Genomic DNA, 24,255 nt, shown 5'->3' with positions numbered 1-24,255 from the left:
GATCAGCGTTCCTTCGTCGCGCTAAACTGGATTTCCGGGTTCTTTTCCTGCTGGTAGTTCACATCCCAGCCGCTCTTCGCCATGAAGACGAGGTTGCCGTCGCGGTCCCGCGCGAGATTGGCCCGGTTGAAGTTCTCGAACTCGTCGAGCTTCGCCGCCGGTCCAGCCAGCCAGCGCGCCGTCGCGAACGGCGCGGGTTCGAGCCGGGCCTCCACCTTGTATTCGGCAGAGAGCCGGGAAATCAGCACTTCGAGCTGAAGTTGTCCGACCACGCCGACGATCCACTGCCCGCCGATCTCGGGGTAGAAGACCTGGATGACCCCCTCTTCGGACAGGTCGTCGAGCGCCTTCCTCAGCTGCTTCGTCTTGGTCGGATCGACGAGCTGGACGCGGCGCAGGATTTCCGGCGCGAAGTCTGGCAGGCCGGTAAAGCGCACCTCGTTCTTTTCGCTCAGCGTATCGCCGACGCGCAGGGTGCCGTGGTTGGGGATGCCGATGATATCGCCCGGCTCTGCCGTGTCCGCGATCTCGCGGTCCTGCGCGAAGAAGAGGATGGGGGAGTGGACGGCGATCGGCTTGCCCAGCCCCGACGGGGTCAGCTTCATGCCGCGTTTGAACGTGCCCGACACCTGCCGCATGAAGGCGATGCGGTCGCGGTGATTGGGGTCCATGTTCGCCTGAACCTTGAAGATGAAGCCGGTCACCTCGTCGCGTTCCGGCGCGATGCTATCCTCTCCGGCAGGCTGCGGGCGGGGCGGGGGCGCGTGGCGGGCGATGGCGTCGATCAGTTCGGTCACTCCGAAATTCTTCAACGCGCTGCCGAAATAGACCGGCGTCAGATCGCCATTGCGATAAGCCTCCAGGTCGAATTCGGGATAGCCGATCTGCGCGAGTTCCGCTTCCTCGGCAAAGGCTTCGGGCAACTCCGCATCCGCGTCCCGCTTGCCGAGAAACTCCTTCGAGGGGCCTTCGGGCCGGGCGATCGCGCCGGTCGCGAAATCGAGCACCCCTTCGAACTGGCCGCCCATGCCGACAGGATACATTTGCGGGCTGACGTCGAGTGCCAGCATGTCCGCAATCTCGTCGAGCAGTTCGAAGACGGGGCGCCCCTCCCGGTCCACCTTGTTGACGAAGGTGATAATCGGAACCGAGCGCAGCCGGCATACCTCGAACAGTTTGCGCGTCTGCGGCTCGATACCCTTGGCCGCATCGATCACCATGATCGCCGAATCGACCGCCGTCAGTGTGCGATAGGTGTCCTCGGAAAAATCCTCGTGCCCCGGCGTGTCGAGCAGGTTGAAGGTGATCGTCTCGCCGTCATACGTCTTCTCGAAGGTCATCACCGAGGACGTGACCGAAATGCCGCGCTGCTGCTCGATCTTCATCCAGTCGCTGCGCGTCCGCCGCGCCGCCCCGCGCGCCTTGACCTCGCCCGCGAGATGGATCGCCCCGCCTTGCAGCAGAAGCTTTTCCGTTAGCGTGGTCTTGCCCGCGTCGGGGTGGGAGATGATCGCGAAGGTACGACGCGAATTGGCGGAACTGGATGTCATGAAGGGACCGAATTACTGCTCGCCGCGCGCGATGGCGAAACCGGCGAAGTCCTGGTTGACCGGCATCAGTTCGAGCCGGTTGATGTTGAGGTGCGGCGGCAGCTCGGCCACCCACAGGATGGCGTTCGCAATGTCCTCGCCCGTCATCGGATTGACGCCAGCATAAAGCTTGTCCGAGGCTTCCTTGCTGCCGGTGCGGACCACCGTGAACTCGGTTTCGACCATGCCCGGCTCGATGCTGGTGACGCGCACGCCCGTCCCGTGGAGGTCGGCGCGCAGGGCCAGCGTGAAGTGATTGGCGAAGGCCTTGGACCCGGCATAGACGTTGCCGCCCGGATAGACGTAGTTGCCCGCGACCGAACCGATCGCGATGATCGCTCCCTTGCGCTCGATGAGGCCGGGCAGCAGCTTGCGCGTCATCTTCACCATGGCGGTGATGTTGGTGTCGATCATCGTTTGCCAGTCGGCGAGATCGGCCTTCTGCGCGGGCGAAAGCCCTTGGGCGAGCCCCGCATTGTTCACCAGCAGGTCGACATTCGCAAAGTCGCCGGGCAGCGAAGCGATCGCCTCGTCCATCGCCGCCTCGTCGCGCACGTCGAACACCGCCGGATGGACCTTGTCCGCGCCCAGTTCCGAAACCAGCGCATCGAGCCGTTCCTTGCGCCTGCCGGTCGCGACACAGCGCCAGCCGCTCTTAACGAGGGCCCTTACCGTGGCTTCGCCAATCCCCGCCGTCGCGCCTGTTACAAATGCCGTCTTCATCCGCGCAGCTCCGCTCCCTGTTTGGCCGCAGCCGCGACCACCTTGTCCGAAATCGCCTTCAGTTGCTCGTCCGTGTAGCTTTTCTCGCCCGGCTGCAGCACGACTTCCAGCGCCACGGACTTCCTGCCTTCGGGCACGCCTTGCCCGGCGAATACGTCGAAGATCCGCGCATCGACGATATTGGACTTGTCGGCCCCGCGTACGGCGCGCAAGAGGTCCGCCGCCGCCATCGTGTCATCGACGAGAAACGCGAAATCGCGCGTTACCGCCTGCAAGGCGGGCGGCGCATAGTCCGGCTTGGCGAAGGATTTCGAAGCTTTTGCGCCCGGTATCGCGTCGAGGAATATCTCTGCCGCGACGACCGGACCGTCGATGTCGAACGCCTTCAACGTCGCAGGGTGCAGCGCGCCGAAGCGAGCCAGAACGTTTTTCGGGCCGAGCCGCAGCGTCGCGGCCTGTCCGGGTTGGAACTGGCCGCCTGCCCCGTCCATGACCATCAGCTTGTCGACGGGTGCGCCTGCTTCTGCCAGTAGCGTCTCTGCCAGACCCTTGGCATCATAGGCATCGAAGCCCTGCGCCTTGCCGCTGTTCCAGCCGCGCGCCTGCCGGTGGCCTGCCAGCACGAGGCCGAGCGTCGGACGCTCGTCGCTCGAACCGTCTTCGGCCTTTGCATAACGCCGCCCGATCTCGAACAGGCGGGAGGTCGCCGCGCCGCGATCCGCATTGCGCTTGGCCGCTGCAATGAGGCCGGGCAGGAGCGAGGGGCGCATGACCTTCATGTCCTCGCTGATCGGATTGTCGAGCGTCCACAGGCTCTCGCCGTCATTCGCGAAATGCTCGGCCGCATCTTCTGCGATGAAGCTCCAGGTAATCGCCTCGTCGAGACCGCTTGCAGCGGCTGCCCGGCGCAGCCTGCGCTCGCGCAGCTGTTCGCTCGTCGCAGTCGGTCGGGCTACGCCCTCCGCGCGCGGCAGCGCGACGCTCTCGACCTTGTCGAGCCCGTGGATACGAACGACTTCCTCGACCAGATCGGCCGGTCCCTCGACATCGTGGCGGCGCAGCGGAACCGTGACGGTCCAGTCCTGCGCCACGGAGAAATCGAGCGCTTCGAGAATGCGGCGCTGCTCGTCTTCCGGCACGTCAATGCCGCCGAGATTGCGGGTCAATGCCGGATCGAATCGAAGGATCTTCGGCTCGCTCGGCGGAGAGCCTGCGCGAACGACGTCGCTCGGCGTGCCGCCGCAGGTCTTCATGATCAGGCTGGTCAGGATCGCCAGCCCGTCATCGAGAAATGCCGGGTCGACCCCGCGCTCGAACCGGGTGCGCGCGTCAGAAGCGAGGCCAAGCTTGCGGCCCGTTACGCCGATGCGTTCCGGATCGAAATAGGCAATTTCGAGGAACACGTCGGTCGTGTCGTCGGCTGCGCCGGATTCCTCGCTGCCCATGATGCCCGCGATGTCGTGCACGCCATTGTCGTCGGCGATGACGGTCATCGTCTCGTCGAGCGTGTAGGTCTTCTCGTTCAGCGCCTCGACCTTCTCGCCATCGCGTGCGCGCCGCGCGACCACCGGCCCCGACAGTTTCGCAAGGTCATAGACATGGGCGGGACGACCGAAAGCGAGCATCAGGTAATTGGTGCAATCGACCAGCGCCGAAATCGGACGCTGCCCTGCGGCAATCATGCGACGCTGCATCCAGTCGGGGCTGGAGCCGTTCTTCACGCCCCTGATGACGCGGCCATAGAATGCGGGGCAGCCCTCCGCGTCTTCTATGCGGACATCGACCGGACAGGGGCCTTCGCCGTCGATCTCTCGGATCTCGAACGGCTTCAACGTCCCGAGACCGTAAGCGGCGAGGTCGCGGGCGATCGGATACACTCCCATGCAATCCGGGCGGTTGGGCGTGATCGCCACATCGAACACGGGACTGGTTCCGCGGTAGTCCGCGAACGCCCCTCCCACCGGTGCATCCTCGGGCAATTCGATGATGCCGTCATGCTCTTCCCCCAGTTCGAGCTCGCGCACGCTGCACATCATGCCATTGGACTCGACGCCGCGGATGGCGCTTTTCTTCAGCTCCATGCCGTTCGCCGGAACGACGGCCCCCGGCAAGCCGAGCACTCCCTTCATTCCCGCGCGGGCGTTGGGCGCGCCGCAGACCACCGTCAGCGGATCGCCTTCTCCCGTATCGACGCTCAGTACCTGCAACTTGTCGGCGTCGGGGTGCTTATCGGCCGTCAGCACCTTCGCCACGCGAAAGCCGGCGAGGCGGTCGGCCGGGTTCTCGATCCCCTCGACCTCGTGACCGATGGCGTTCAATGCAGCCGCGACTTCCTCGACCGAGGCATCGGTTTCAAGGAAGTATTTCAGCCATTCCAGCGTGAATTTCATGCTCGCGCTCCCACGCCTGCGGAAAGGGTCGGCTGGTCGAAGGGCGAGAAGCCATAATGCGCCAGCCAGCGATTGTCGCCGTCGAAGAAAGCGCGCAGATCGTCCATTCCGTATTTCAGCATGGCGAGCCGGTCGACCCCGACGCCGAAAGCAAAACCCTGATATTCGGCGGGATCGACGCCCGCGAATTCGAGGACGCGCGGATTGACCATGCCGCTGCCCAGAAGCTCCATCCAGCCGTGACCCGGTTCGTCGCCGCTGCCGCCGAGGACACGCTTGCCCTGGCTCACCGCGAAGCCGACATCGACTTCGACGGACGGCTCGGTGAAGGGAAAGTAGGACGGGCGCAACCGCAGGACGATGTCGTCCGTTTCGAAAAACGCCTTGAGGAAAGTTTCGAGCGTCCATTTCAGATGACCGAGATGGATGCCCTTGTCGATGACCAGCCCCTCGATCTGATGGAACATCGGCGTATGCGTCGCATCGCTGTCCGAGCGATAGACCCGACCCGGAGCGATGATCCGGATGGGCGCTCCTTCGTCCATCATGCTGCGGATCTGGACAGGCGAAGTATGGGTGCGAAGAAGCATCCGCGCACCCTCTTCGCTCGCCTGCGCGCTATCGGTTGTCGCCGACGACGAACCACCCCTTGGTGCAGTTGACCCCCCTTTAGGTGTCACTGTGGACAGCCGGCCGGGGAAGTAGAAAGTGTCGTGCATCGCGCGCGCTGGGTGGGTCTCCGCCATGTTGAGAGCGGTGAAATTGTGCCAATCGTCTTCGATTTCCGGCCCGGACTTCACCGCGAAGCCGAGATCGGCGAAGATTTCCGCCAGTTCGTCCATAACCTGGCTTACGGGGTGGACAGAGCCACGCGGCGCAGAGGGCGCCGGCAGGGTGAGGTCCAAGCGCTCAGAAGCCAGCTTTTCCGCCAGCTGCGCCGCTTCCAGCGCAGCCTTACGGTCGGCGATCGCATCCGTCACACGCGTCCTGATCCCCTGGATCCGCGGTCCCTCGACCTGCCTCTCTTCGGGCGTCATCTTGCCGAGCGTCTTCATCAGCTGGCTGATCCAGCCCTGCTTGCCCAGCGCCTCGATCCGCACGGTTTCGAGGGCATCGATGCTGTCGGTCGAGGCAATGGCCTGAACCGTTTCGTTCACGCGGGTTTCGAGATCGTTCGTCATGACGGGGCCCTGCTAAACAAATATCGCACAAAGAAAAAGCGCCACCGGCTAGGATGGCGCTTCTCTTTGATCCGAAAGGAAAATCGCTCAGGCGGGAAGCGCTTGTTTTGCCTGTTCGATGATCGACTTAAAGGCTGCGCCCTCGTTCATGGCGAGATCGGCCATGACCTTCCGGTCGAGTTCGATGCCGGCCAGCTTCGCGCCGTGCATGAACTGCGAATAGGTCAGCCCTTCGGCGCGAACCGCTGCGTTGATCCGCTGGATCCACAGGGCGCGGAAGTTGCGCTTTTTGACCTTGCGGTCGCGATAGGCGTACTGCCCGGCCTTCTCGACGCCCTGACGGGCAACGCGAATGGTGTTCTTGCGGCGACCGCGATAGCCCTTGGCCTGGTCCAGCAACCGCTTGTGCTTCTGGCGCGTGGTGACGCCTCTCTTGATGCGTGGCATAGCTCAAATACTCCTTGGAAAACTGTGTGCGAGGCGCAGGCTCAATCGAGCCCGTAGGGCGCCCATTTCTTCACCGTTTTCGTGTCCGCTTCGGACAACACGGTGGTTCCACGGTTCTGACGGATGTACTTGGCATTGTGATGCGTGAGGCGGTGGCGCTTGCCCGCAACCCCGTGCTTTACCTTGCCGGTCGCGGTGATCTTGAAGCGTTTCTTCACACCGCTCTTGGTCTTCAGTTTGGGCATTTTCATCTCCTACTCGGAAAAGTTCAAGCGAGAGACACGTTCGACCGGCCCTGGCAGCCCTTACTGGCCAGACCGGCGATGATTCACGTGTCGGTGAAGGGCGCGCCAATACGCTCCCTCTACCTGAAACGCAAGGGCGAAGTGCCCTTTGACGCGATGCGTCAGAAGCGAGCGCCGAGCGCTGCACCGATATAGCCGCGCTGGAAATCGAAACCGTAGATGTCGTAGCTTTCGCTTACGCCCAGTTCGGCGCGACCGTAGAGAACATCGCCGAAGCCATGCTCGTAACCGAAGGCGAAATTATATCCGCCGCCGCTTTCCTCTTCATCGAAGACGAACGTCTCGTTCGTTTCGGGATCGGTGTAGGGACCTTGGAGCGTTACCGTCTGGTTGCCATAGCCGATCTTGCCGTAAACGAGGCCCTCCGCACCGGTTTCGAAACCGACATGCAGACCGAAGGCGTAATAGTCGCCGGATGCGACGCACAAATTGTCCTCGCATTCCTCGACATTCGAGAAATCGTAGGTCGCATACGGTCCGACCACGATGTTGTCGCTGACACGCATGTCGTAGCCGATTTCTGCGCCATAACCGAGGGCGCTACCGAGTTCGTAGTTGATCCCGATGTCTTCTTCCGGGTCGTTGAGACGCTCCCAGAACAGGCGACCTTCGGCGCGAAGACCGGACTTGTCGGCGTTCTCGACGATTTCGAAATCGCGCGGGCCGGTGTCCTGCGCCAGTGCGGGCGAAGCCCAGAGTACCGCAACGGCTGCGGCACCAATCAGTTTCTTCATTATTCCCCCCAAAAGGATAAACGCTCTAAGCGAGCGCCGCTCCTCTACCCCACGTCGAATAATGGATGCTTAACGCGGTCCTAAATGAAGAAACAAAGCGCGATTACTTGGGAAGAACGTCTCCAAGACCAGAGCCGATGACATCTCCGATACCCATGGCGGAAAGAATATCCTCGAGCCGGGCCTGATCGCCCATCGCGATGATCTCTCCGGTGCTATCCTGATGCAGGGGCTCTCCAGCCCAGTCGCACATGGTTCCGCCTGCACCCTCGACGATCGGTACGAGGGCTGCGAAATCGTACAGTTTCAGGCCCGCCTCGCAGACGAGATCGACATGACCGCTCGCAAGCAATCCGTAATTGTAGCAGTCTCCGCCATAGACGAGCTTCGCCCCGTCCACCTTCTGCGCGAGTTGCATGTAGTGATCGGCCTGGTGTTCGGAGAAAAGATGCGGGCTCGTCGTCGCAAGCGTCGCCTGCGACAAATCACGACAGGGGCGAGTCCGCGCCGGCTTCCCGTTGAACGTGGTGCCTTGCCCGACTACGCCCAGCCAGCGTTCGCGTGATATCGGCTGGTCGATCACGCCGATGACGGGGAACCCGTCCTGCAATAGCGAGATCAGTGTTCCAAAGATGGGACGCCCCGCGGCGAAGCTGATAGTGCCGTCAATGGGATCGAGCACCCACTGCCGGTTTGACCCCTCGTTTCTCGTTCCGTATTCCTCGCCGATGATACCGTCGCCGGATCGCCGCTCCTCGAGGATTGCGCGCATGGCGCCTTCCGCGGCGCGGTCCGCTTCCGTGACGAGCGACGTATCACCCTTGCGATCTTCAGCCCATTCACCGCGGAAAAGCGGACGTATGGCTTCGCCCGCCGCGTCGGCCAGTTGTCCGGCAAAAGCGATATCTTCGGTAATTCCCATAAGCTGAGCGCCTTTCACGAAGCGAATAGGAAGCGTCAATCCCTATGCACTTGTAATATTGCATTAAATTCGGGCCGCGTTATGAGCAGCAACAGTCTTCTCGTCTGAAAAGCATGACGGATAGTGCAAAAATGCGCGCCGGCATCATGGCGAGCCACATGATCTGGGTCGCAATCATGCATTTCCGGAAGGTTACGCATTGCCCGATCGCGCCTCGAATACAAGAAGCATCGTCACGACCGACGATGCCGAAACATCTCGACCGCAATTCTTGAACAGAACGCCGTCGGACAATCTCAAACCGTGGCTAAGTCGCCTCGTGTTCTTCGTCGCGGGCGAGCTTGCGGACAAGCAGCATAGCGGGTTGCTGTTCAACGACGCAGCAAATCTGCGGACCGCAGTGGCGTATAGCTGGCGCATCGAAACGAAGTCGGGCGTGGTGAATATTCGCGACGAGACGGTCATTTGCGGTCAGCACTCCTGCGCCATGCCGACCGGGTTCGATGGCAGTGCAATCACGCTCGGCGCGATGTTGAAGCCCGGCGCAATTCGCAAGCTTGGAAACAAGCCGGACGAAACGTTCCTCGACCGAGTTGCACCGGCCAGCGAAATGGGTCTCGACGGTCGGGAGATTACTGACCTCTACACGCCCGGAATAGCGCCCGAGCAATGGATCGAACGGCTGGAAGATTGGCTCCGTCACCATATTTCCTCGCGCGGTATCGAACGGCCCGACGCCCTGTCCCAGCGCTTCGAGGAAGCCGCTTTCATCGACCCTAACGAATCCATAGCCGATTTCGCGGAACGTCACGGAGTCTCGATGCGCACGTTGCAGCGGGTAGTAAAACGGGATTTTGGTCTCACCCCAAAACAGGTCATGAGACGCGCTCGCGCGATGGATTTTGCCGCCCGGTTATGCGGTGTCGGCGACGGGGAAGGCGAGGAAAGCGTCCAGCTCCGCTATTTCGACCAGTCTCATCTCATCCGGGAATTTGCCTCGTTCTTCCGCATGACGCCGCGGCGCTTCGTGCAGGAAAGGCATGACCTTCTTTCGGCGAGCCTGCAAATCCGTCAGGACCGACGGCTTGAGTTGCTCGAGGAAATAGCGCCCGGCAAGATCGAAACCTGGATGCGCAATCCTATCAGGAGCAGGCGCGCCGCCTCGTCGGCAGCCTAATCGAACAAGCTCGATACGCTTGATTCGTCGGCAATGCGGCGGACGGCCTCGCCGATCAGCGGGGCGATCGTCAGGATGCGGATCTGGTTCGAATCGATTGCCGCATCGGTGGGCCGGATCGTGTCCGTTATGACCAGTTCCTTCAGCGCCGACTTGTCGACGCGCGCAACAGCTCCGCCAGACAGGACGCCGTGGGTGATATAAGCGGCGACGCTGGCCGCTCCATCGTCGAGCAGTGCCTGAGCCGCATTACAGAGCGTGCCGCCAGAATCGACGATGTCGTCGATCAGGATGCAGTGACGCCCCGATACGTCTCCGATGATGTTCATGACCTCCGATTCGCCCGGCCGGTCACGCCTCTTGTCGACGATCGCGAGAGGCGCGTTATCAAGGCGCTTCGCCAGTGCGCGGGCGCGCACCACGCCGCCGACGTCGGGCGAGACGACCATGAGGTCCTGGTCGCCGTAGCGCGCCTGAATATCCGCCGCCATGACCGGCGCGGCATAGAGGTTGTCGGTCGGTATGTCGAAGAAACCCTGGATCTGTCCGGCATGAAGGTCGACCGACAGCACGCGATCGGCGCCGGCTTGCGTGACGAGATTGGCGACGAGCTTGGCCGAGATCGGCGTGCGCGGTCCGGGCTTCCGATCCTGCCGGGCATATCCGAAGTAAGGCACGACGGCCGTAATCCTGCGCGCAGACGCGCGCCGGAGCGCATCGATGCAGATGAGCAGTTCCATCAGGTTGTCGTTCGCAGGATAGCTTGTCGACTGGACGACGAACACGTCTTCGCCGCGCACGTTCTCGTGGATCTCGACGAAGATTTCCTCGTCGGCGAAACGGCGAACGCTCGCATCGCAAAGCGGCATTTCCAGATAGCCTGCAATGGCTCGTGCCAGTGGCAGGTTGGAATTGGCAGCCATGATCTTCATGCAGTCAGTCCTTCGGAAGAATAGCAGTAGCGAATCGCGGCGGCAGGACTAATGCGCGCGCCATCGATTGCAACGGCAGCGTCCCAGCGTGCCGTGCAAAAAAGCGCGATTTTCGGAACGATCCCCGGCGATCAGCCGAGCGTCGAATCGCGATGTTCGCCCTTGATCCAGCGAACGGTTCCCGACGAGGCCCGCATCACCACGCTTTCGGTCGTCATCCGGCCTCCGCGCAGATGCTTCACCCCTTGCAGCAGCGAGCCGTCCGTCACGCCGGTCGCCGCGAAGATGCAGTCCCCTTTCGCCAAATCGTCGCGCTTGTAGATGCGGTCGAAATCGTCGATGCCCCATTTGCGAGCACGCGCCTTTTCGTCCTCGTTGCGGAAGACAAGGCGACCGTTGAACTGTCCTCCGACACAGCGAAGCGCGGCCGCGGCGAGAACGCCCTCGGGTGCGCCGCCCTGGCCCATATACATGTCGATCGTCGTGTCCTCGTCGGTCACTGCGATGACGCCGGCGACATCGCCATCGCCGATCAACACGACGCCGCAACCGATACCGCGCAGCTCGGCAATCAGATCGGCATGACGCGGGCGATCGAGCACGCATACGATGATTTCGGACGGCTTCACGCCCTTCGCCTTCGCCACCGCCTCGACATTTTCGGTTGGCGTCTTGGACAGGCTGATGACATCCTCGGGATAGCCCGGTCCCACGGCGAGCTTGTCCATGTAAACGTCCGGGGCATTGAGCAGGCAGCCTTTCTCCGCCGCGGCCAGCACCGCGAGTGCATTCGGGCCTGCCTTTGCCGTAATGGTCGTGCCTTCGAGCGGGTCCAGCGCAATGTCGATCTGCGGCCCCTTGCCGGGCGCGCCGCCGACCTTTTCCCCGATATAGAGCATGGGTGCCTCGTCGCGTTCGCCTTCGCCGATGACCACCGTTCCGTCGATTTCGAGCGTGTCGAACGCCTTGCGCATCGCCTCGACGGCAGCCGCATCGGCGGCTTTCTCGTCGCCCCGGCCGACCAGGGTAGAAGCGGCGACAGCGGCGGCTTCGGTGACGCGGACCATTTCGAGAACCAGCACCCGATCGAGTGCGCTGACATTGGAATTGCTCGTATCGTTCATAATGAATTCAGTCCTGAAATAGCGATGGTGCCGTCGGGCGAGGCGTTAAACGGGGGAACTGGTCTTGTCGAGCAAACTGCCGATGCGAATTGTTCGGACCGTCCCATTGTCGCTCGCCATGACGATTTCCGTGCCGGCGAGCGCTCAGGATGCTTCTGCCGATCCCGGTGAAACATTGCCGCCAGCATCCGCCACTGCGGAGGAAGCTCTTGCCGCGGCGGAAGAGGCTTACGGACCCCCGCCCCCAACCGAGGCTTGCGAGGAGGTCGAGGACGCTGCGGCAATTTCCGGGACGATCATCGTCTGTCGTCGCCTTGTCGATCAGGGCAAGTTTCGAACCTTATCGCCCAGCGACGCCCGCAAGCGATATGCCGAGAAAACGAAATTCGAGGGCGACCCTCAGGCTCCGAATGTCGATGGGCCGGGTATCTTCCAAGGTAAGGCGACGGTCGGAGGGATGTGCATCCCCGGATTGCAGAAGTGCCCGCCGCCACCTGCGATGATTATCGATTTCGACGCGCTGCCCGAAGCACCGCCGGGCTCCGATGCGGACCGCATGGCGCGCGGACTGCCGCCGCTCGGAGAGGATAATCCCGTCGGTGATGCTCCGGTCGCTACGTCCGCCGAAAAAAGTGACTCTGACCGCGAGGCCGACGCCGAAAGGGATGCGGAATTGCTGCCGAGCGAGACGATCGTCAGTCCTGAAGAATCGGCATCACCAACGGCGGAGCGGTAAGGCTTTCCGAGCCCGATAGAAGCCGCAAAGCCTGTTCCACGCTGCGTTCGGGACCTTCATGCGTCACCATAGCGACGAGAACGTCGCGTCCCTCTCGCGAGCGACCTTCCTGGATGAGGCTTTCGATCGAAACGTCGGCGTCACGCATCGCCGCCGTAATTTCCGCCATGACACCCGGCCTGTCCGTTACGGTAAACCTCAGATAGGTGCGGCCTAGTCGATCGCCTGTATCGGCAGGGGGCATTTCGACGAGCTCTTCGACCGGGACCGAGAACGGAGCGCTGCGTTCGCCTCTCGCCAGATCGATGATGTCTGCGACGACTGCGCTCGCCGTCGGACCGTCGCCCGCTCCCGCACCCTGAAACAGGAGGCGGCCCGAGAAGTTGCCCTCGGTGACAACGGCATTCGTCGCCCCCGATACCGCTGCGAGCGGGTGGGACTTCGCCACGAGGCACGGCCGTACTTCCTGAAACAGCTTGCAGGTATCGTCCTGCATCTCCGTGTCGGCCATGCCGATGAGCCGGACGACATAGCCTAGCGCCGCAGCCTGCCGGATGTCGGCGGCACGAACATCCGAAATTCCCTGCGTTTTTACGGCATCGAAATCGATCCGGCAGCCGAATGCAATGGCCGCGAGTATGGCGAGCTTGTGCGCCGCATCGACGCCCTCGATGTCGAAGGTCGGGTCCGCTTCCGCATAACCCAGTTCCTGAGCATCGGAGAGCATCTGCGCGAAGTCCGCACCCGTCTCCTCCATTGCCGAAAGGATATAATTGCTGGTCCCGTTGAGGATGCCGTAAATACGCTCGATTGCGTTGGCGGCAGCGCCTTCGCGAAGTCCCTTGACCACCGGAATACCGCCCGCGACTGCAGCCTCGAACTTAAGAGAAGTGCCATTCGCCGCTGCCGTTTTGGCGAGCGAGAGACCGTGATGCGCGATCATTGCCTTGTTGGCGGTGACGAGCGCCTTGCCTGCTTCGAGAGTCTTGCGCGCTAGGGCGAGGGCGGGGCCGTCCGATCCGCCGACAAGTTCGACGACGGCATCGACCTGAGGGAGAGCTGCCATCTCGCCCATGTCGTCGTACCAGTCATAGGCGGACAGTTCGACGCCGCGATCCCTGCCGCGATCGCGGGCCGATACGGCGACGATCTTAAGCGGTCGTCCGGCACGAGCCTCTATCATCTGGCGATTGGCTTCGAACAGGCGGATTACGCCTGTGCCCACCGTACCCAGTCCAGCCAACGCTATCCGCAGCGGTTCTTTCATCCTGCCGCCCCCTTTCCACCGCAGCGCCTAGCCGAAAGCTTGGCTTGACGGCACGTAAAATGCCTTTGGCGGGCGTAAGCTACGATTGACGGCCGATAAGCGCAGCCAGCCAGATGCTAGCGCGTACGTGGGCAGGGTCCGAGCTGCTCCATGACAAAGCGATAGTCCTGTGTGGCGCGGGCGCGGGTCCGACCATCGCTCGACAGGATGGCGTCAGCCGGTAGCGTCGCTGGCAGGAAACAAGCGAGGCGATACCATTCCAGCGTATTGCGCGCGATCGGAGCGGCGGATTGATCGACGATCTCCGTCCAGGAAACGCCCCACTCCGGCGGCTGTCCCGGACGGCGCAATACAGTGATGGAGGCTGGCTGGTCACCTTCTGTCTCGAGGAACAATTGCGTTTCCGATTCGCCGACCAGATTGCCTTCGACGGAAAGGGCATCCTGGATACCGGTCACGACCGGCGGCTTGTCGGCAGCGACTGTCTCGGCAAGAACCGGTCGGAGACGATCCTCGAAACCTTGGCTCCAACGGAATTGAGCGCGCGGATCGACCAGTTGTATTTCCGAGAGGCGGCCCGGCACCGTGCGCGCGAACAGGATGACGTCCTGTTTCTTCAGCTTCGGCGGCTTGCCGTTTTCCTGCAGCGGCACGTCGACGAGATATTTGAGGTTCTCCCCGATCGGCACGTTGCCCGAGATGAGGCTGTTCGTGCGCGCTTCGACATAGAGGCGGGCATGGCCGGGAGCGACATTGCCAGCGCGTTCCGGCTTCAGCGCTACCTGGTTGCGGACGGTCGCCCGGATGACCATCGGCGCGGCCTCTGCAAGATCGACCAGATCTGCATAAGTCGGACCATTGTCGCGCAGTGGCGCAGCCTCTTGCGCAAAAGCGCCGCCCGACGCCAGCGCGCAGGCAGCAAGAGTGCAAAGGAAAGCTTTCGATCGTTTCAGCGCCACGTGTGCTGGCCTTTCTTCAAAAACAGGAACAGGGCTTGCAATACCCAATCTTCGGTTTGTCGCACCGTTCCAGCCCGAATGCACTGAATTGGGGCTGAATTGACAAAGGGTTTGCGCGGTTCAAACAAGCTGGCTAGAAACCCGTCCGACCGAGGGCGTGAGACAGCGTAACCTCGGCAAATGCCATGGAAAAGGGCAGGCTTGGGAACCATTGCGGGTATGGTCCGTCAAATCCGTGAAAATCCATCAAGTCATGTCTCATACATGGTTCAAAAGAAGTTAACGTAGGCAAATCCACGAGGATTTGATACGTTCGACCGACCGCTGGCCCAACCGGCGGTTTGAGATCAAATGGAGTGATGCGACCGAATGGCCTATGCAGACCAACAGATGAGCAGCAATCGCATTATTGCGCTCATACTCGTTGCACTCATTCACATTGTCATAGGTTACACGCTCGTCACCGGCCTCGCTTTCGAAGCGGCGAAGAAGGTGGTTGAGCGCGTTACGACCGTCGATGTGGACGAGCCCCCGCCGCCCGAGCCCGAAGAGGAGCCCCCGCCCCCCGAACCGCAGCCGCAGGATACGGCTCCGCCTCCGCCGGTCGCTCCGCCGCCGCCGATCAACGTATCGACGACGCCGCCTCCGATCCGGACGCAGACGAACATTCCGCCGCGGGCACCGGTCTCTCCGATCGCCTTGCCGCCGGCACCGGCTGGGCCGCCCCCTGCGCCGCCGCCACCCCCACCCCCGCCGTCTCAGGCGCGCGGAGTCCGCCCTGACAACCAGGCTCGCTGGACGCGACAGATCATCGAAAATTATCCGTCTCGCGCCATTCGCGAGGAAGCGGAAGGAACGGTCGGACTGCGCGTATCCGTGGGCCCGAATGGCCGAGTAGCGAGCTGCAGCGTGACGAGTTCGAGCGGTTCGAGCATTCTCGACGATGCCGCCTGCCGCGACATCACTCGTTACGCCAGGTTCGAGCCGGCTCTGAATGATGCGGGCAATCCGATCACCGGAAGCTGGGCGACGAGAATCGTTTATCAGTTGAATTAACGGACATATATCCGGTTGGGTGCGCCCCCGGACAGCAACGAATATCTGAAGAGGACAACTGCCAATGTTACTACACCTTATTGCATCAGCCGATGCGCCCGAGAATGCCTTCGGCTTCGTACAGGCGATGGAAGAAGGCGGCCCGATCGCCTGGTCCATTCTCGCCGTTCTCGTCATCATGTCGGTGGGATCGTTCTACATCCTGATCACGAAATATTTCGAGCAGCGTAAGGTTTTCAACCAGTACAAAGCCGTGCGCACCAGCTTCTGGAGAGCGAATTCCATCAAGGAAGGCGCCACCAAGCTCGAGAAGGACAGCGCTTGGCGCCAACTCGTCGACGATGCCGTCGCAGCCGAAGACCAGCACGGCAAGATGACCGACAGCATGGAAGCGCATGACTGGCTGCACGGATCGCTCGCTCGCTCCGAAGCCTCGATCAACTCGAAGCTGGCAGGCGGCCTTCCGTTCCTCGCATCGGTTGGCGCAACGGCCCCGTTCGTTGGCCTCCTCGGTACGGTTATCGGTATTTACCGGGCACTCATCAAGATCGGCATCGCCGGGTCGGCATCGATCGACAAGGTTGCCGGTCCGGTCGGCGAAGCGCTCATCATGACCGCTATCGGCCTGCTCGTCGCGGTTCCGGCCGTGCTGGCGTATAACTGGCTGCAGGCTCGCAACAAGCGCATCGCCGAACTGATGAGCGGTTTCTCGACCGACATCCTTGCGAACATCAACTCCAAGGGCGCGGTTCGTCCGAACACGATGGCTCCGGCATCGACGCAGCAGTCCGGGAAGGCTGCGCGTACGGCACCGGCCACCGGCTCCACGACCGCCAAGCCGGTAAGCGCTACCGCGACGACTTCGACGGCGACGAAGCCGACGACGCCGCCAAAGCGGTAATAACAGCGATTGGCAGGCTCCCGTCCGGTCGGTGACGACCGGACGGGAGGTCCGACTTTCGCTCAGACATTCAAGACTAGGAACACGAAATGGCAATATCCTCAGGAGGCGGCGGCGCAGAAACGCCGATGTCGGACATCAATACGACACCGCTGGTGGACGTGATGCTCGTGCTGCTGATCATCTTCCTGATCGCGGTCCCCGTCGCGATCCAGCAGATCGACGAACTCGAACTGCCGGTCCTCGAAACGGTGGAGTCGAAGGACAAGGTCGAAAACCTTCTTCTGACAGTCAGCACCACGGATGAAGCCGGACGCAGCGCTGGCGAACCCGGATATACCGGAGCTTCGCGGACCGGCGAATGCCGCGTCTATTTCAACAATATTTCGCCGGTGACTTCGGAAGAGCTTTACGATCGTGCGTTCAACCGCCTCGAAACGATTGTCGAGCGTGCCGGCGGTGTCGACGCAATTCGCGCAGAACCCGAACTCATCCCACAAGTTCACATTCGTGCCGACGTCGATGCGCCTTGGCAGTGCGTGGCCGGTACGATCTTCAACGTGCAAACCGCAGGTTATCCGACAGTCGGCTTCATTTCGAACCCGGTCGATCCGAACGGTTAAGCGCCGTCTAGAGTTCAAGCAGGAGTACCCAAAATGGCAATGTCAGGCGGCAAGGACGATGGTTCGCCGATGATGGAAATGAACACGACGCCGCTCATCGACGTCATGCTCGTTCTCCTCATCATGTTCATCATCACCATCCCGGTAGCCACCAACTCAGTCGATATCGATCTGCCGGTTCCCAATCCCAACCCTCCTGAACAGGAGATCGATCCGATTCAGAACAAGGTCGTCCTTACGCCGGACGATCAGATTCTCTGGAACGGAGAGACGGTCAATGAAGGCGAGCTGCTGCGAAATCTCCAGCTTACTCTCAACATCGAACCGCAGCCCGAACTTCAGTTCGAACCGGAGGCGCTGGCTAGTTACGACAAGTCCATCCGGGTGCTGAACATCATCAAGGGTTCCGGGGTGACCGCATTCGGCTTCGTCGGGAACGAGAAGTATCGTTCGTTCGGTACGGGCGGTCCGGCTAACCCGATCGGCGGATAGTCAAACCATCGTTTGAACAATCAAAAGGGGGCGGAGCGATCCACCCCCTTTTTCATGCCCAACGCTTTGGCATTATTGCAATTAGCAGGAAGACAGCGTCATGCATTCTGGCATGGGCCTCCTGATGCGGCTTAGTTTGCGAAAACCACAGAACTAGTCCGCCTCTTCCTCCCGCTCGTCCAGTCGCATGGCAGCCGAAGCCATGCTCTCCGCTTCGATCAGAAGGTCGTCGTCAACCGAGCCTTCCGGTGTCCGTTCCCGCCCGATCATGACGAGCACCGGGACTGCCAGCGGGCTAACCCGCTCGAGTTGCACGTGAACGAGTTCGCGTTCGGCCCGCTCCAGCACGTTTGCCAAACGGCCGACATCCGTCATGCTCGTGCGTGCATCAGCCCATGCGGCTTCCAGCAACACATGATCGGGCTCGTACTTGCGCAACACATCGTAGATCAGATCTGTCGAGAAAGTGACCTGTTTCCCGGTCTTGCGCCGACCCGGCTGCTGGCGCTCGACCAGTCCGCCGATGACGGCGACCTCGCGGAAAGCTCGCCGGAGAAGGTGCGAGCTCTGAACCCATTCGATGAACTCGTCCTGCAGAATTTCCGGTGAGAGCAGGGGCGCTGGATCGGTGACCGGTCGCAGACCCCAGACGCCAAGAGCGTAGTCGTTGGCGACGAAGCCGCCAGGTCTGAGATCCATATCTTCCATTCGCCGGGTAATCAGCATCCCAAGCGACTGGTTCGCGTTCCACCCCTCGAAAGTGTAGTAAACCGAGTAGTGCCGCTCGTGATGCGGGAAGCTTTCGACGAGCAGTTGCCCCGGTCCCGGCATCTGGCTGCGATAGTCCTGCACTTCGAGCCATTCTCTCACATCGTCCGGGAAACGAGCCCATCCCGCCCGATCCACCAGCATTTCGCGAACGCGGTCCGCAAGGTGAGCCGTAATGGGCATACGCGCACCCCCATAAGAAGGGATCATGGCCGCCTTGCTCGAAGCGCGCACAACCACGTCCATGTCCTTGAGCTGTTCGACCTCGAGGCTCATTCCGGCGAAGCTGAACGTGTCGCCCGGCGCCAGAGACGCCGCAAACCGCTCCTCTATCTTGCCGAGCGAGCGCCCGTTCCGGAAGCGCACCTGCAACATCTCGCTATCGATGATGATACCGGCATTGAGCCGATGTCTCACTGCCTGTTCGGGATGCGACAGGCGCCAGCGTGCGACACCGTCCTTGCCGACCTCCCGCACGATGCGGCGGAACCGGTCATAGGCCTTAAGCGCATATCCCCCGTTCGACACATAGGCGAGGACGCGTTTCCACGCAGTTTCGTCCACCCACGCATAGGCCAGACTGGAACGAACTTCCTGCAACAGTTCTTCCTCGGCAAACGCAGCGGCGCAGGCGCAGGCCATTACGTGTTGCGCCAGAACGTCGAGTCCGCCGGGACGAAAGCTCTCGCCGTCGCGTTGCCCCTCGTTCACTGCGTCCTGTGCGGCCATCGCTTCGAGAAATTCGAAACGGTTGCCCGGCACGATCAGCGCATGGCTGGGCTGGTCGAGCCGGTGGTTCGCACGGCCAATTCGCTGGAGCAGGCGCGAAGAGCCCTTGGGTGCTCCCATTTGAATGACGAGATCGATATCGCCCCAGTCCACCCCCAAATCGAGGCTCGCAGTGGCGACGAGCGCGCGCAGTTCTCCGCGCGCCATTGCCCCCTCGACCTTTCGGCGGGCCTCCTTCGACAGCGAACCGTGATGAACCCCGATCGGAAGGTTGTCCTCATTGGCGTTCCACAAGTGCTGAAAAATGTATTCGGCAAGGAACCGCGTATTGGTGAAGACCAGGGTCGTGCGGTTCGCCTTTATCTGCTCGTAAATTTGCGGAATGGCCCAGGTCGCGGCGTGACCGCCCCACGGAACGCGCTCTTCGATGGGAAGCAGGATCTCGACCGAAGGGTCGGCCCCTTTCTCGCCATCGATCAACGCGACGTCATCGATGTCGCCCCACGGGGCAAGCCACTCGCGAAAACCCTGCGGATTGGCGACGGTCGCCGACAGGGCCGAGCGCCGCAGGTCAGGCGCAATCGCTTGCAGACGCGACAGGGCCAGCGCGAGCAGGTCCCCGCGCTTTCCGGTGGCAAAAGCATGCACCTCGTCGATGACGATGCGCTTCAGTCCTCCGAACACGCTGAAACTGTCGGGATAGGCCAGCATGAGCGACAGGGATTCCGGCGTTGTCATAAGAACATGTGGCGGCCGGTCGCGCTGCCGCCTCTTGCGATCGGACGGGGTGTCGCCGCTGCGCGTCTCGATCCGCATGGGCAGCCCCATCTCTTCCACGGGCACGACCAGGTTGCGATGGACATCGTGAGCCAGCGCCTTGAGCGGCGATACATACAACGTATGAAGCCCCTCGGGCGGCGGTTCGTCCGCGAGCCGCGAAGGAGTGAACGCTGCTAGGGTCGGAAGAAAGCCCGCAAGTGTTTTGCCTGCACCGGTATCGGCAACAAGCAGAGCATGCCTGCCCGCATCATCGGCGGCCAGCATCTCACTCTGATGGCGCCTCACGCGCCAGCCTCGTCCGGCGAACCAGCTCTCTATCTCGGGTGGGACGCCGCGTTTCTCCATCTCAACCTGTCAAATAGGATCGGGACCGAAAAATGAAACAGTCCGGCCGAACGAAGAACAGCGTCGTTTAAATTGCATCAGCCTGCGAAGCTTGATGATCTAAACCGCTTAAACTTATAATTTATTTATGTTCGGACGGACCCGAAGGCGGACTTTGCGTCAAGTCGCGTCACAAGTGCGCCTACCTGTGCAACCATCACCGCTGACTGCTCGTTAATTAACTACTCAAGTAATTGAGGGGCGCCTTTCCGGATACGTCGCTGCCTGCCGGGGATGCGTATGTCCCCTTCTGGCGGCGGTGGAGAAAGATTATGGCAAACCGAAACCGACAATCGCAATACGATAGAAACGACCGTTATGATCGCGAATATCGTGGCGGCGGTCGTCAGGAAGAGCAGTTCCGCGACAGTAATTACTCGCAATACGGCGACGATAATTACGGTAGCGGCTCCTACGGCTCGCAAATGAACGACCGCGACGACGATTATGGTCGTTCGAATTATGGTCGCTCGGATTACGGTCGCAGCAGCAACCGCGGATATGGCGACAATATGAGTGGCGGCTATCAACGTTCGCAAAACCGTTATGGCAACGAGCGCGACTACAACCCGTTCGACGACTACGACAGCGATAATCAGCGCTATGGCTCGTCGAGAGGTTCGCGCTTTGACAATCGCTCGCATTCCTATTTCCGGGGCGACGATTATGGCGGTCCGAACATGGGCAGCACCCGCAGCGACTACGGCTATTATGGCGGCGCAGGAATGGGCAGTTACGGTCGAGATTACGATAACGATCGATATTCGAACCGTTCGCGCAACGATGATCGGGGCTTCTTCGAGAAAGCCGGCGATGAAGTTGCAAGCTGGTTCGGAGATGAAGACGCGGAACGTCGCCGTCGCCGCGACCATCGTGGACGCGGACCGAGCAACTATACCCGGTCGGATGAACGTATCTTGGAAGACGCGTGTGACCGTCTGACCGATGAGCGTTCGCTCGATGCCCGGAACATCGAGGTGACAGTCGCAAATCAGGAAGTGACGCTTGATGGAACGGTCGAAAGCCGTTGGGACAAGCGGCGCGCCGAAGATTGCGTACATGACCTGTCAGGCGTGAACCATGTGCAGAACAATCTGCGCATCGAAGAGAACGACTCCGACGACCAGTCGTGGAACGACAGCAATACGCGTAGCAATACGCGGACGACGGACACTACGAATACGTCCAGCGATCTTTCCTGATCGCCAAGTCGTTACAATACGAAAAGGGCTCCTTCACCGGAGCCCTTTTTTGTTCAGTCGTCTTCGTTCGCTTCCTGCGCAGCGGCGGCGGCTTCCATCCTCTCGCGCAGCTCGGCCTCCGACAGGTTGAGGAGGGAGGCAAGGCGCTGCCTTTCGGACCCGCTGAGATCCTCATAGGATCGTTCAGGCGGCAAGTTTGCCATCGCCGATTCCATTTGCGCGGTCATTTCGGGCAAGCTTTCCATCATCATCGGGACGGATTGCATCATCGCCGACATAACTTGCGGGTCAGCGAATATGGCCATCGATTCGCTCGCATATTTCCCGCCCGTCGGCGTCGCGAAGAACTGCTGTATTTGCGCCAGTTCCCCTTCGTCGAACCGGACAGCGTACGCGCGTGACAGACCGTCACGCATGGGCTCTTCGAGCTTCGTGAAAAAACCGCTCATCCACGTCGTCATGCGGTTCCTCAGCACGTCCGCCCGCTCCGAAGCGGCAGGGTCGAGCAGAGCTACGACCTGCGTGCTTTCCTCGTCGCTCAACTGCGGAAACTCGTCGCCACCCAGTCCGACCTTTCGCTCGATCAAGGCTTGCGCGCCGAGCGGTCCATTCATCATCGCGAGCAGTGGGGACATGATGCTGTCCATCATGTCGCTCATCATTTTACCGTAGAATCCTGCAGGCAAGACGTCTGCCGCAACCGCACTTGCCGCGGGCAGCCGCTGTTCCTGCTGCGGAGTAAGCGGCTCGGCAGCGAACAGGTCGCCCATCACGCTCAGCAGCTTCGTTTGATCACCCGCCGACAACTCACCCTCATCTTCCGGTTCGGCCTTGGAGAACGTTACGGAAGTCGGCAGACCTTCATCCTGCGCGTGAAGTGGCACCGAAAGCCATAGATTGGCCAGAACCAGCGGAACGAGTGCGTATTTCATATGATCTTTCCCCCCTCTCGATCGAGTGGAAGAAAGGCTATCGGCTCGCCGGGGACTTCGCAAGAACAAGCCTTCCGCAGGAGCAAAAGGGCCGCTTAATGGCCGGCTTGCGGTCCCCGCTCCAATCCCGAAGCTGCCAGTTGCTCGTCGATCTGCGCCATCAATCGATCGAGGCCTTCCTGCGTATCGCTTTCGGCGCGGGCGACCAGCACATCCTGGGTGTTCGACGCACGTAGCAGCCACCAACCATCGGCATTCGTCACGCGTACCCCGTCGGTGTCGTTGACGTCGTCGTCGCTATCGGCAAGCCGCGCCTTCACCTCTTCGATCGCCGCGAACTTGCGGCTTTCATCAACCTGGAACCGCATTTCGGGCGTATTGAGCATGGCGGGCATCTCGCCGCGCAATTGCGTCACGGACTTACCCAAACGCGCACTTGCCGCCAACAGCCGGAGCCCAGCATAAAGGGCATCGTCGTAGCCGTAATACGTATCGGCGAAAAAGACGTGTCCGCTCATTTCTCCCGCAAGCGGAGAACCCGTCTCCTTCATCTTCGACTTGATGAGGGAATGGCCGGTATTCCACATAAGCGGCTTTCCCCCATGCTTTGCGACATGATCGAACAAGGCGCGAGAGGCCTTCACATCGGCAATGATCGTAACACCCTGCTGCCGCGAGAGCAGATCCTCTGCATAGATCATCAGCAGCTGATCGCCCCAGATCACGCGCCCTTCGCCATCGATAGCGCCGATGCGGTCTCCGTCCCCGTCAAAGGCGATGCCGAAATCGAGGTTCTTGTCGTCGACGATGGCCTTAAGGTCGGCAAGGTTCTCCTCAACCGTAGGGTCCGGGTGATGGTTCGGAAAATTTCCGTCCACTTCCGGAAAAAGGACGTGGTGCTCGCCCGGTAGCCGCGCCGTCAATTTTTCGAGCACTGCGCCCGCTGCGCCGTTCCCCGCATCCCATGCGACCTTTACGCGGGCGAGGTAATCTCGATCGATGCCGTCGAGGGCGGTCAGCAGCTTGTCGAGATAGTCGTCGGTTACGTCGCGGTTCGACACGCTACCGTTGCCGTCGGTCCACTTACCTTCGGCCGCGCGGCGTCCCAGCTCGGCGATGTCCTTCCCGAAGAAGGGTCGCCCCTGGAACACCATCTTGAAGCCGTTGTAGTTCGCCGGATTGTGACTTCCGGTAATCATGATGCCGCCGTCGATATTCTCGTCCGACGCTTCGGCAAAATAGAGCATCGGCGTCGGCCCCATGCCGATCCGCACCACGTCGCAGCCGCTTGCCGTCAGCCCTTCGACCAAGGCGTGATCGAGCATGGGGGAGGAAACGCGCCCGTCGAACCCGACCGCGACGGTATTCCCGCCTTCCTCGCGCAACATCGACCCGAATGTCCGACCGATCGCACGAGCATCCTCCGCTCCAAGCGTATCACCGATGATCCCGCGAATGTCGTATTCGCGAAGAACGGTCGGATCGAATTGATGGCTCATGAAAACTTCCCCGAATTGCTGATAAGATTGTGAAGTCTGAAACGCCCGTCCTGCGCTCTGGTGCCATGCTTCGCGGTATTGAAATATCAACGCGCGTTCAGACTTCGCGATCCTTGGGCGGCCTTCCGATAAGCAGATCGCGGGCCGCATTGGCACGGGCGGTTTCGACGGCATCCCCGCCCTTGTCGGGATGAATTCGAGCGATGAGGGCCCTGTGCGCCGCCGCGATCTCCACCTTCGACGCTTTCGGCCCTACCCCCAGAATGCGCCGGGCTTCGGTTTCCGTTTCCACCCGGATGTGCGGCACCTTTCGCGAAGTACTCGCCATCGCCCAGGGCCAGCTTCCGAATGCAAAGCGCCAGACGATGATCGCGATCGCGAGGAAGATGGCGACCTTGAGCAT

Annotated in this window: 23 protein-coding genes; 7 read left to right on the top strand and 16 right to left on the bottom strand. The window is 61.3% G+C overall.

Features of this window, described 5'->3' with window-relative positions:
- Positions 1–2 precede the first annotated feature (2 nt).
- The 8 genes from GRI38_RS08885 to GRI38_RS08850 form a co-directional block, all read right to left on the bottom strand.
- Positions 3–1,550 (bottom strand): peptide chain release factor 3, encoded by a 1,548-nt coding sequence (locus GRI38_RS08885; RefSeq protein ID WP_160682751.1) that lies wholly within the window; start codon positions 1,548–1,550, stop codon positions 3–5.
- 12 nt (positions 1,551–1,562) lie between these two features.
- A complete protein-coding gene (locus GRI38_RS08880) occupies positions 1,563–2,312 on the bottom strand; it encodes an SDR family NAD(P)-dependent oxidoreductase (RefSeq protein ID WP_160682749.1) in 750 nt (249 codons plus the stop codon).
- Complete coding sequence (gene pheT / locus GRI38_RS08875) at positions 2,309–4,702, bottom strand: phenylalanine--tRNA ligase subunit beta (RefSeq protein WP_160682747.1); 2,394 nt, start codon at positions 4,700–4,702, stop codon at positions 2,309–2,311. Before pheT ends, GRI38_RS08880 begins: the two co-directional genes overlap by 4 nt.
- Positions 4,699–5,883 (bottom strand): phenylalanine--tRNA ligase subunit alpha, encoded by a 1,185-nt coding sequence (gene pheS, locus GRI38_RS08870; RefSeq protein ID WP_160682745.1) that lies wholly within the window; start codon positions 5,881–5,883, stop codon positions 4,699–4,701. The genes pheT and pheS overlap by 4 nt, the downstream gene beginning before the upstream one ends.
- Positions 5,884–5,970: 87 nt before the next feature.
- Positions 5,971–6,330: a 50S ribosomal protein L20 gene (rplT, locus tag GRI38_RS08865; protein ID WP_160682743.1), complete on the bottom strand. Its 360-nt coding sequence runs from the start codon at positions 6,328–6,330 to the stop codon at positions 5,971–5,973.
- A gap of 41 nt (positions 6,331–6,371) precedes the next feature.
- Positions 6,372–6,575 carry a 50S ribosomal protein L35 gene (rpmI, locus tag GRI38_RS08860; protein ID WP_160682741.1) on the bottom strand — a complete coding sequence of 68 codons (204 nt, stop codon included), beginning with the start codon at positions 6,573–6,575 and terminating at the stop codon, positions 6,372–6,374.
- Between the two features lie 161 nt (positions 6,576–6,736).
- The gene (locus GRI38_RS08855) at positions 6,737–7,369 is read right to left on the bottom strand and encodes a porin family protein (protein WP_160682738.1); all 633 of its coding nucleotides are present in this window, start codon (positions 7,367–7,369) and stop codon (positions 6,737–6,739) included.
- Between the two features lie 103 nt (positions 7,370–7,472).
- Entirely contained in the window at positions 7,473–8,291 is an 819-nt protein-coding gene (locus GRI38_RS08850; protein ID WP_160682736.1) for an inositol monophosphatase family protein, read from the bottom strand.
- Positions 8,292–8,562: 271 nt separating this feature from the next.
- Between GRI38_RS08850 and GRI38_RS08845 the strand changes: the two genes are divergently transcribed.
- Positions 8,563–9,468: a helix-turn-helix domain-containing protein gene (locus GRI38_RS08845; RefSeq protein ID WP_160682734.1), complete on the top strand. Its 906-nt coding sequence runs from the start codon at positions 8,563–8,565 to the stop codon at positions 9,466–9,468.
- On the opposite strand, the gene GRI38_RS08840 is transcribed toward GRI38_RS08845, so the two are convergent.
- Positions 9,465–10,400, bottom strand: a complete 936-nt coding sequence (locus tag GRI38_RS08840; protein ID WP_160682732.1) for a ribose-phosphate pyrophosphokinase — start codon at positions 10,398–10,400, stop codon at positions 9,465–9,467. The two genes, GRI38_RS08845 and GRI38_RS08840, sit on opposite strands and share 4 nt — an antisense overlap.
- A gap of 131 nt (positions 10,401–10,531) precedes the next feature.
- On the bottom strand, positions 10,532–11,524 hold the full coding sequence (gene glpX / locus GRI38_RS08835; RefSeq protein ID WP_160682730.1) for a class II fructose-bisphosphatase: 993 nt from the start codon (positions 11,522–11,524) through the stop codon (positions 10,532–10,534).
- A gap of 82 nt (positions 11,525–11,606) precedes the next feature.
- Here glpX and GRI38_RS08830 point away from each other — a divergent pair, with 82 nt between their 5' ends.
- Positions 11,607–12,260 (top strand): hypothetical protein, encoded by a 654-nt coding sequence (locus tag GRI38_RS08830; protein ID WP_160682728.1) that lies wholly within the window; start codon positions 11,607–11,609, stop codon positions 12,258–12,260.
- Here the strand turns inward: GRI38_RS08830 and GRI38_RS08825 are convergent.
- Positions 12,220–13,527: a homoserine dehydrogenase gene (locus GRI38_RS08825; RefSeq protein WP_160682726.1), complete on the bottom strand. Its 1,308-nt coding sequence runs from the start codon at positions 13,525–13,527 to the stop codon at positions 12,220–12,222. The two genes, GRI38_RS08830 and GRI38_RS08825, sit on opposite strands and share 41 nt — an antisense overlap.
- A 116-nt stretch (positions 13,528–13,643) precedes the next feature.
- Positions 13,644–14,486 (bottom strand): hypothetical protein, encoded by an 843-nt coding sequence (locus tag GRI38_RS08820; protein ID WP_337191270.1) that lies wholly within the window; start codon positions 14,484–14,486, stop codon positions 13,644–13,646.
- A 369-nt stretch (positions 14,487–14,855) separates the two neighbouring features.
- Between GRI38_RS08820 and GRI38_RS08815 the strand changes: the two genes are divergently transcribed.
- The 4 genes from GRI38_RS08815 (at position 14,856) to GRI38_RS08800 (ending at position 17,558) form a co-directional block, all read left to right on the top strand.
- Positions 14,856–15,542, top strand: coding sequence for a TonB family protein (locus GRI38_RS08815; protein ID WP_160682724.1), 687 nt, complete (start codon positions 14,856–14,858; stop codon positions 15,540–15,542).
- 64 nt (positions 15,543–15,606) lie between these two features.
- Positions 15,607–16,443: a MotA/TolQ/ExbB proton channel family protein gene (locus GRI38_RS08810; RefSeq protein ID WP_160682722.1), complete on the top strand. Its 837-nt coding sequence runs from the start codon at positions 15,607–15,609 to the stop codon at positions 16,441–16,443.
- A gap of 89 nt (positions 16,444–16,532) precedes the next feature.
- Positions 16,533–17,066, top strand: a complete 534-nt coding sequence (locus tag GRI38_RS08805; RefSeq protein WP_202389932.1) for an ExbD/TolR family protein — start codon at positions 16,533–16,535, stop codon at positions 17,064–17,066.
- Positions 17,067–17,099: 33 nt separating this feature from the next.
- The gene (locus tag GRI38_RS08800) at positions 17,100–17,558 is read left to right on the top strand and encodes an ExbD/TolR family protein (RefSeq protein ID WP_160682720.1); all 459 of its coding nucleotides are present in this window, start codon (positions 17,100–17,102) and stop codon (positions 17,556–17,558) included.
- 153 nt (positions 17,559–17,711) lie between these two features.
- Here GRI38_RS08800 and GRI38_RS08795 read toward each other — a convergent pair whose 3' ends face one another.
- Positions 17,712–20,180, bottom strand: coding sequence for a ligase-associated DNA damage response DEXH box helicase (locus GRI38_RS08795; protein ID WP_160682718.1), 2,469 nt, complete (start codon positions 20,178–20,180; stop codon positions 17,712–17,714).
- Positions 20,181–20,491: 311 nt separating this feature from the next.
- Here GRI38_RS08795 and GRI38_RS08790 point away from each other — a divergent pair, with 311 nt between their 5' ends.
- The gene (locus GRI38_RS08790; protein WP_237487467.1) at positions 20,492–21,421 is read left to right on the top strand and encodes a BON domain-containing protein; all 930 of its coding nucleotides are present in this window, start codon (positions 20,492–20,494) and stop codon (positions 21,419–21,421) included.
- Between the two features lie 53 nt (positions 21,422–21,474).
- Here GRI38_RS08790 and GRI38_RS08785 read toward each other — a convergent pair whose 3' ends face one another.
- From GRI38_RS08785 to GRI38_RS08775, 3 genes are all read right to left on the bottom strand, one after another.
- Positions 21,475–22,353: a DUF2059 domain-containing protein gene (locus GRI38_RS08785; RefSeq protein WP_160682716.1), complete on the bottom strand. Its 879-nt coding sequence runs from the start codon at positions 22,351–22,353 to the stop codon at positions 21,475–21,477.
- Between the two features lie 95 nt (positions 22,354–22,448).
- Positions 22,449–23,852 carry a phosphoglucomutase/phosphomannomutase PgmG gene (gene pgmG, locus GRI38_RS08780; RefSeq protein ID WP_160682714.1) on the bottom strand — a complete coding sequence of 468 codons (1,404 nt, stop codon included), beginning with the start codon at positions 23,850–23,852 and terminating at the stop codon, positions 22,449–22,451.
- A 97-nt stretch (positions 23,853–23,949) separates the two neighbouring features.
- Complete coding sequence (locus GRI38_RS08775) at positions 23,950–24,255, bottom strand: J domain-containing protein (RefSeq protein ID WP_160682712.1); 306 nt, start codon at positions 24,253–24,255, stop codon at positions 23,950–23,952.

The sequence above is a fragment of the Parapontixanthobacter aurantiacus genome (assembly GCF_009827635.1).
Lineage (GTDB): Bacteria > Pseudomonadota > Alphaproteobacteria > Sphingomonadales > Sphingomonadaceae > Parapontixanthobacter > Parapontixanthobacter aurantiacus.
This window is presented reverse-complemented; position numbering and strand designations above follow the sequence as displayed.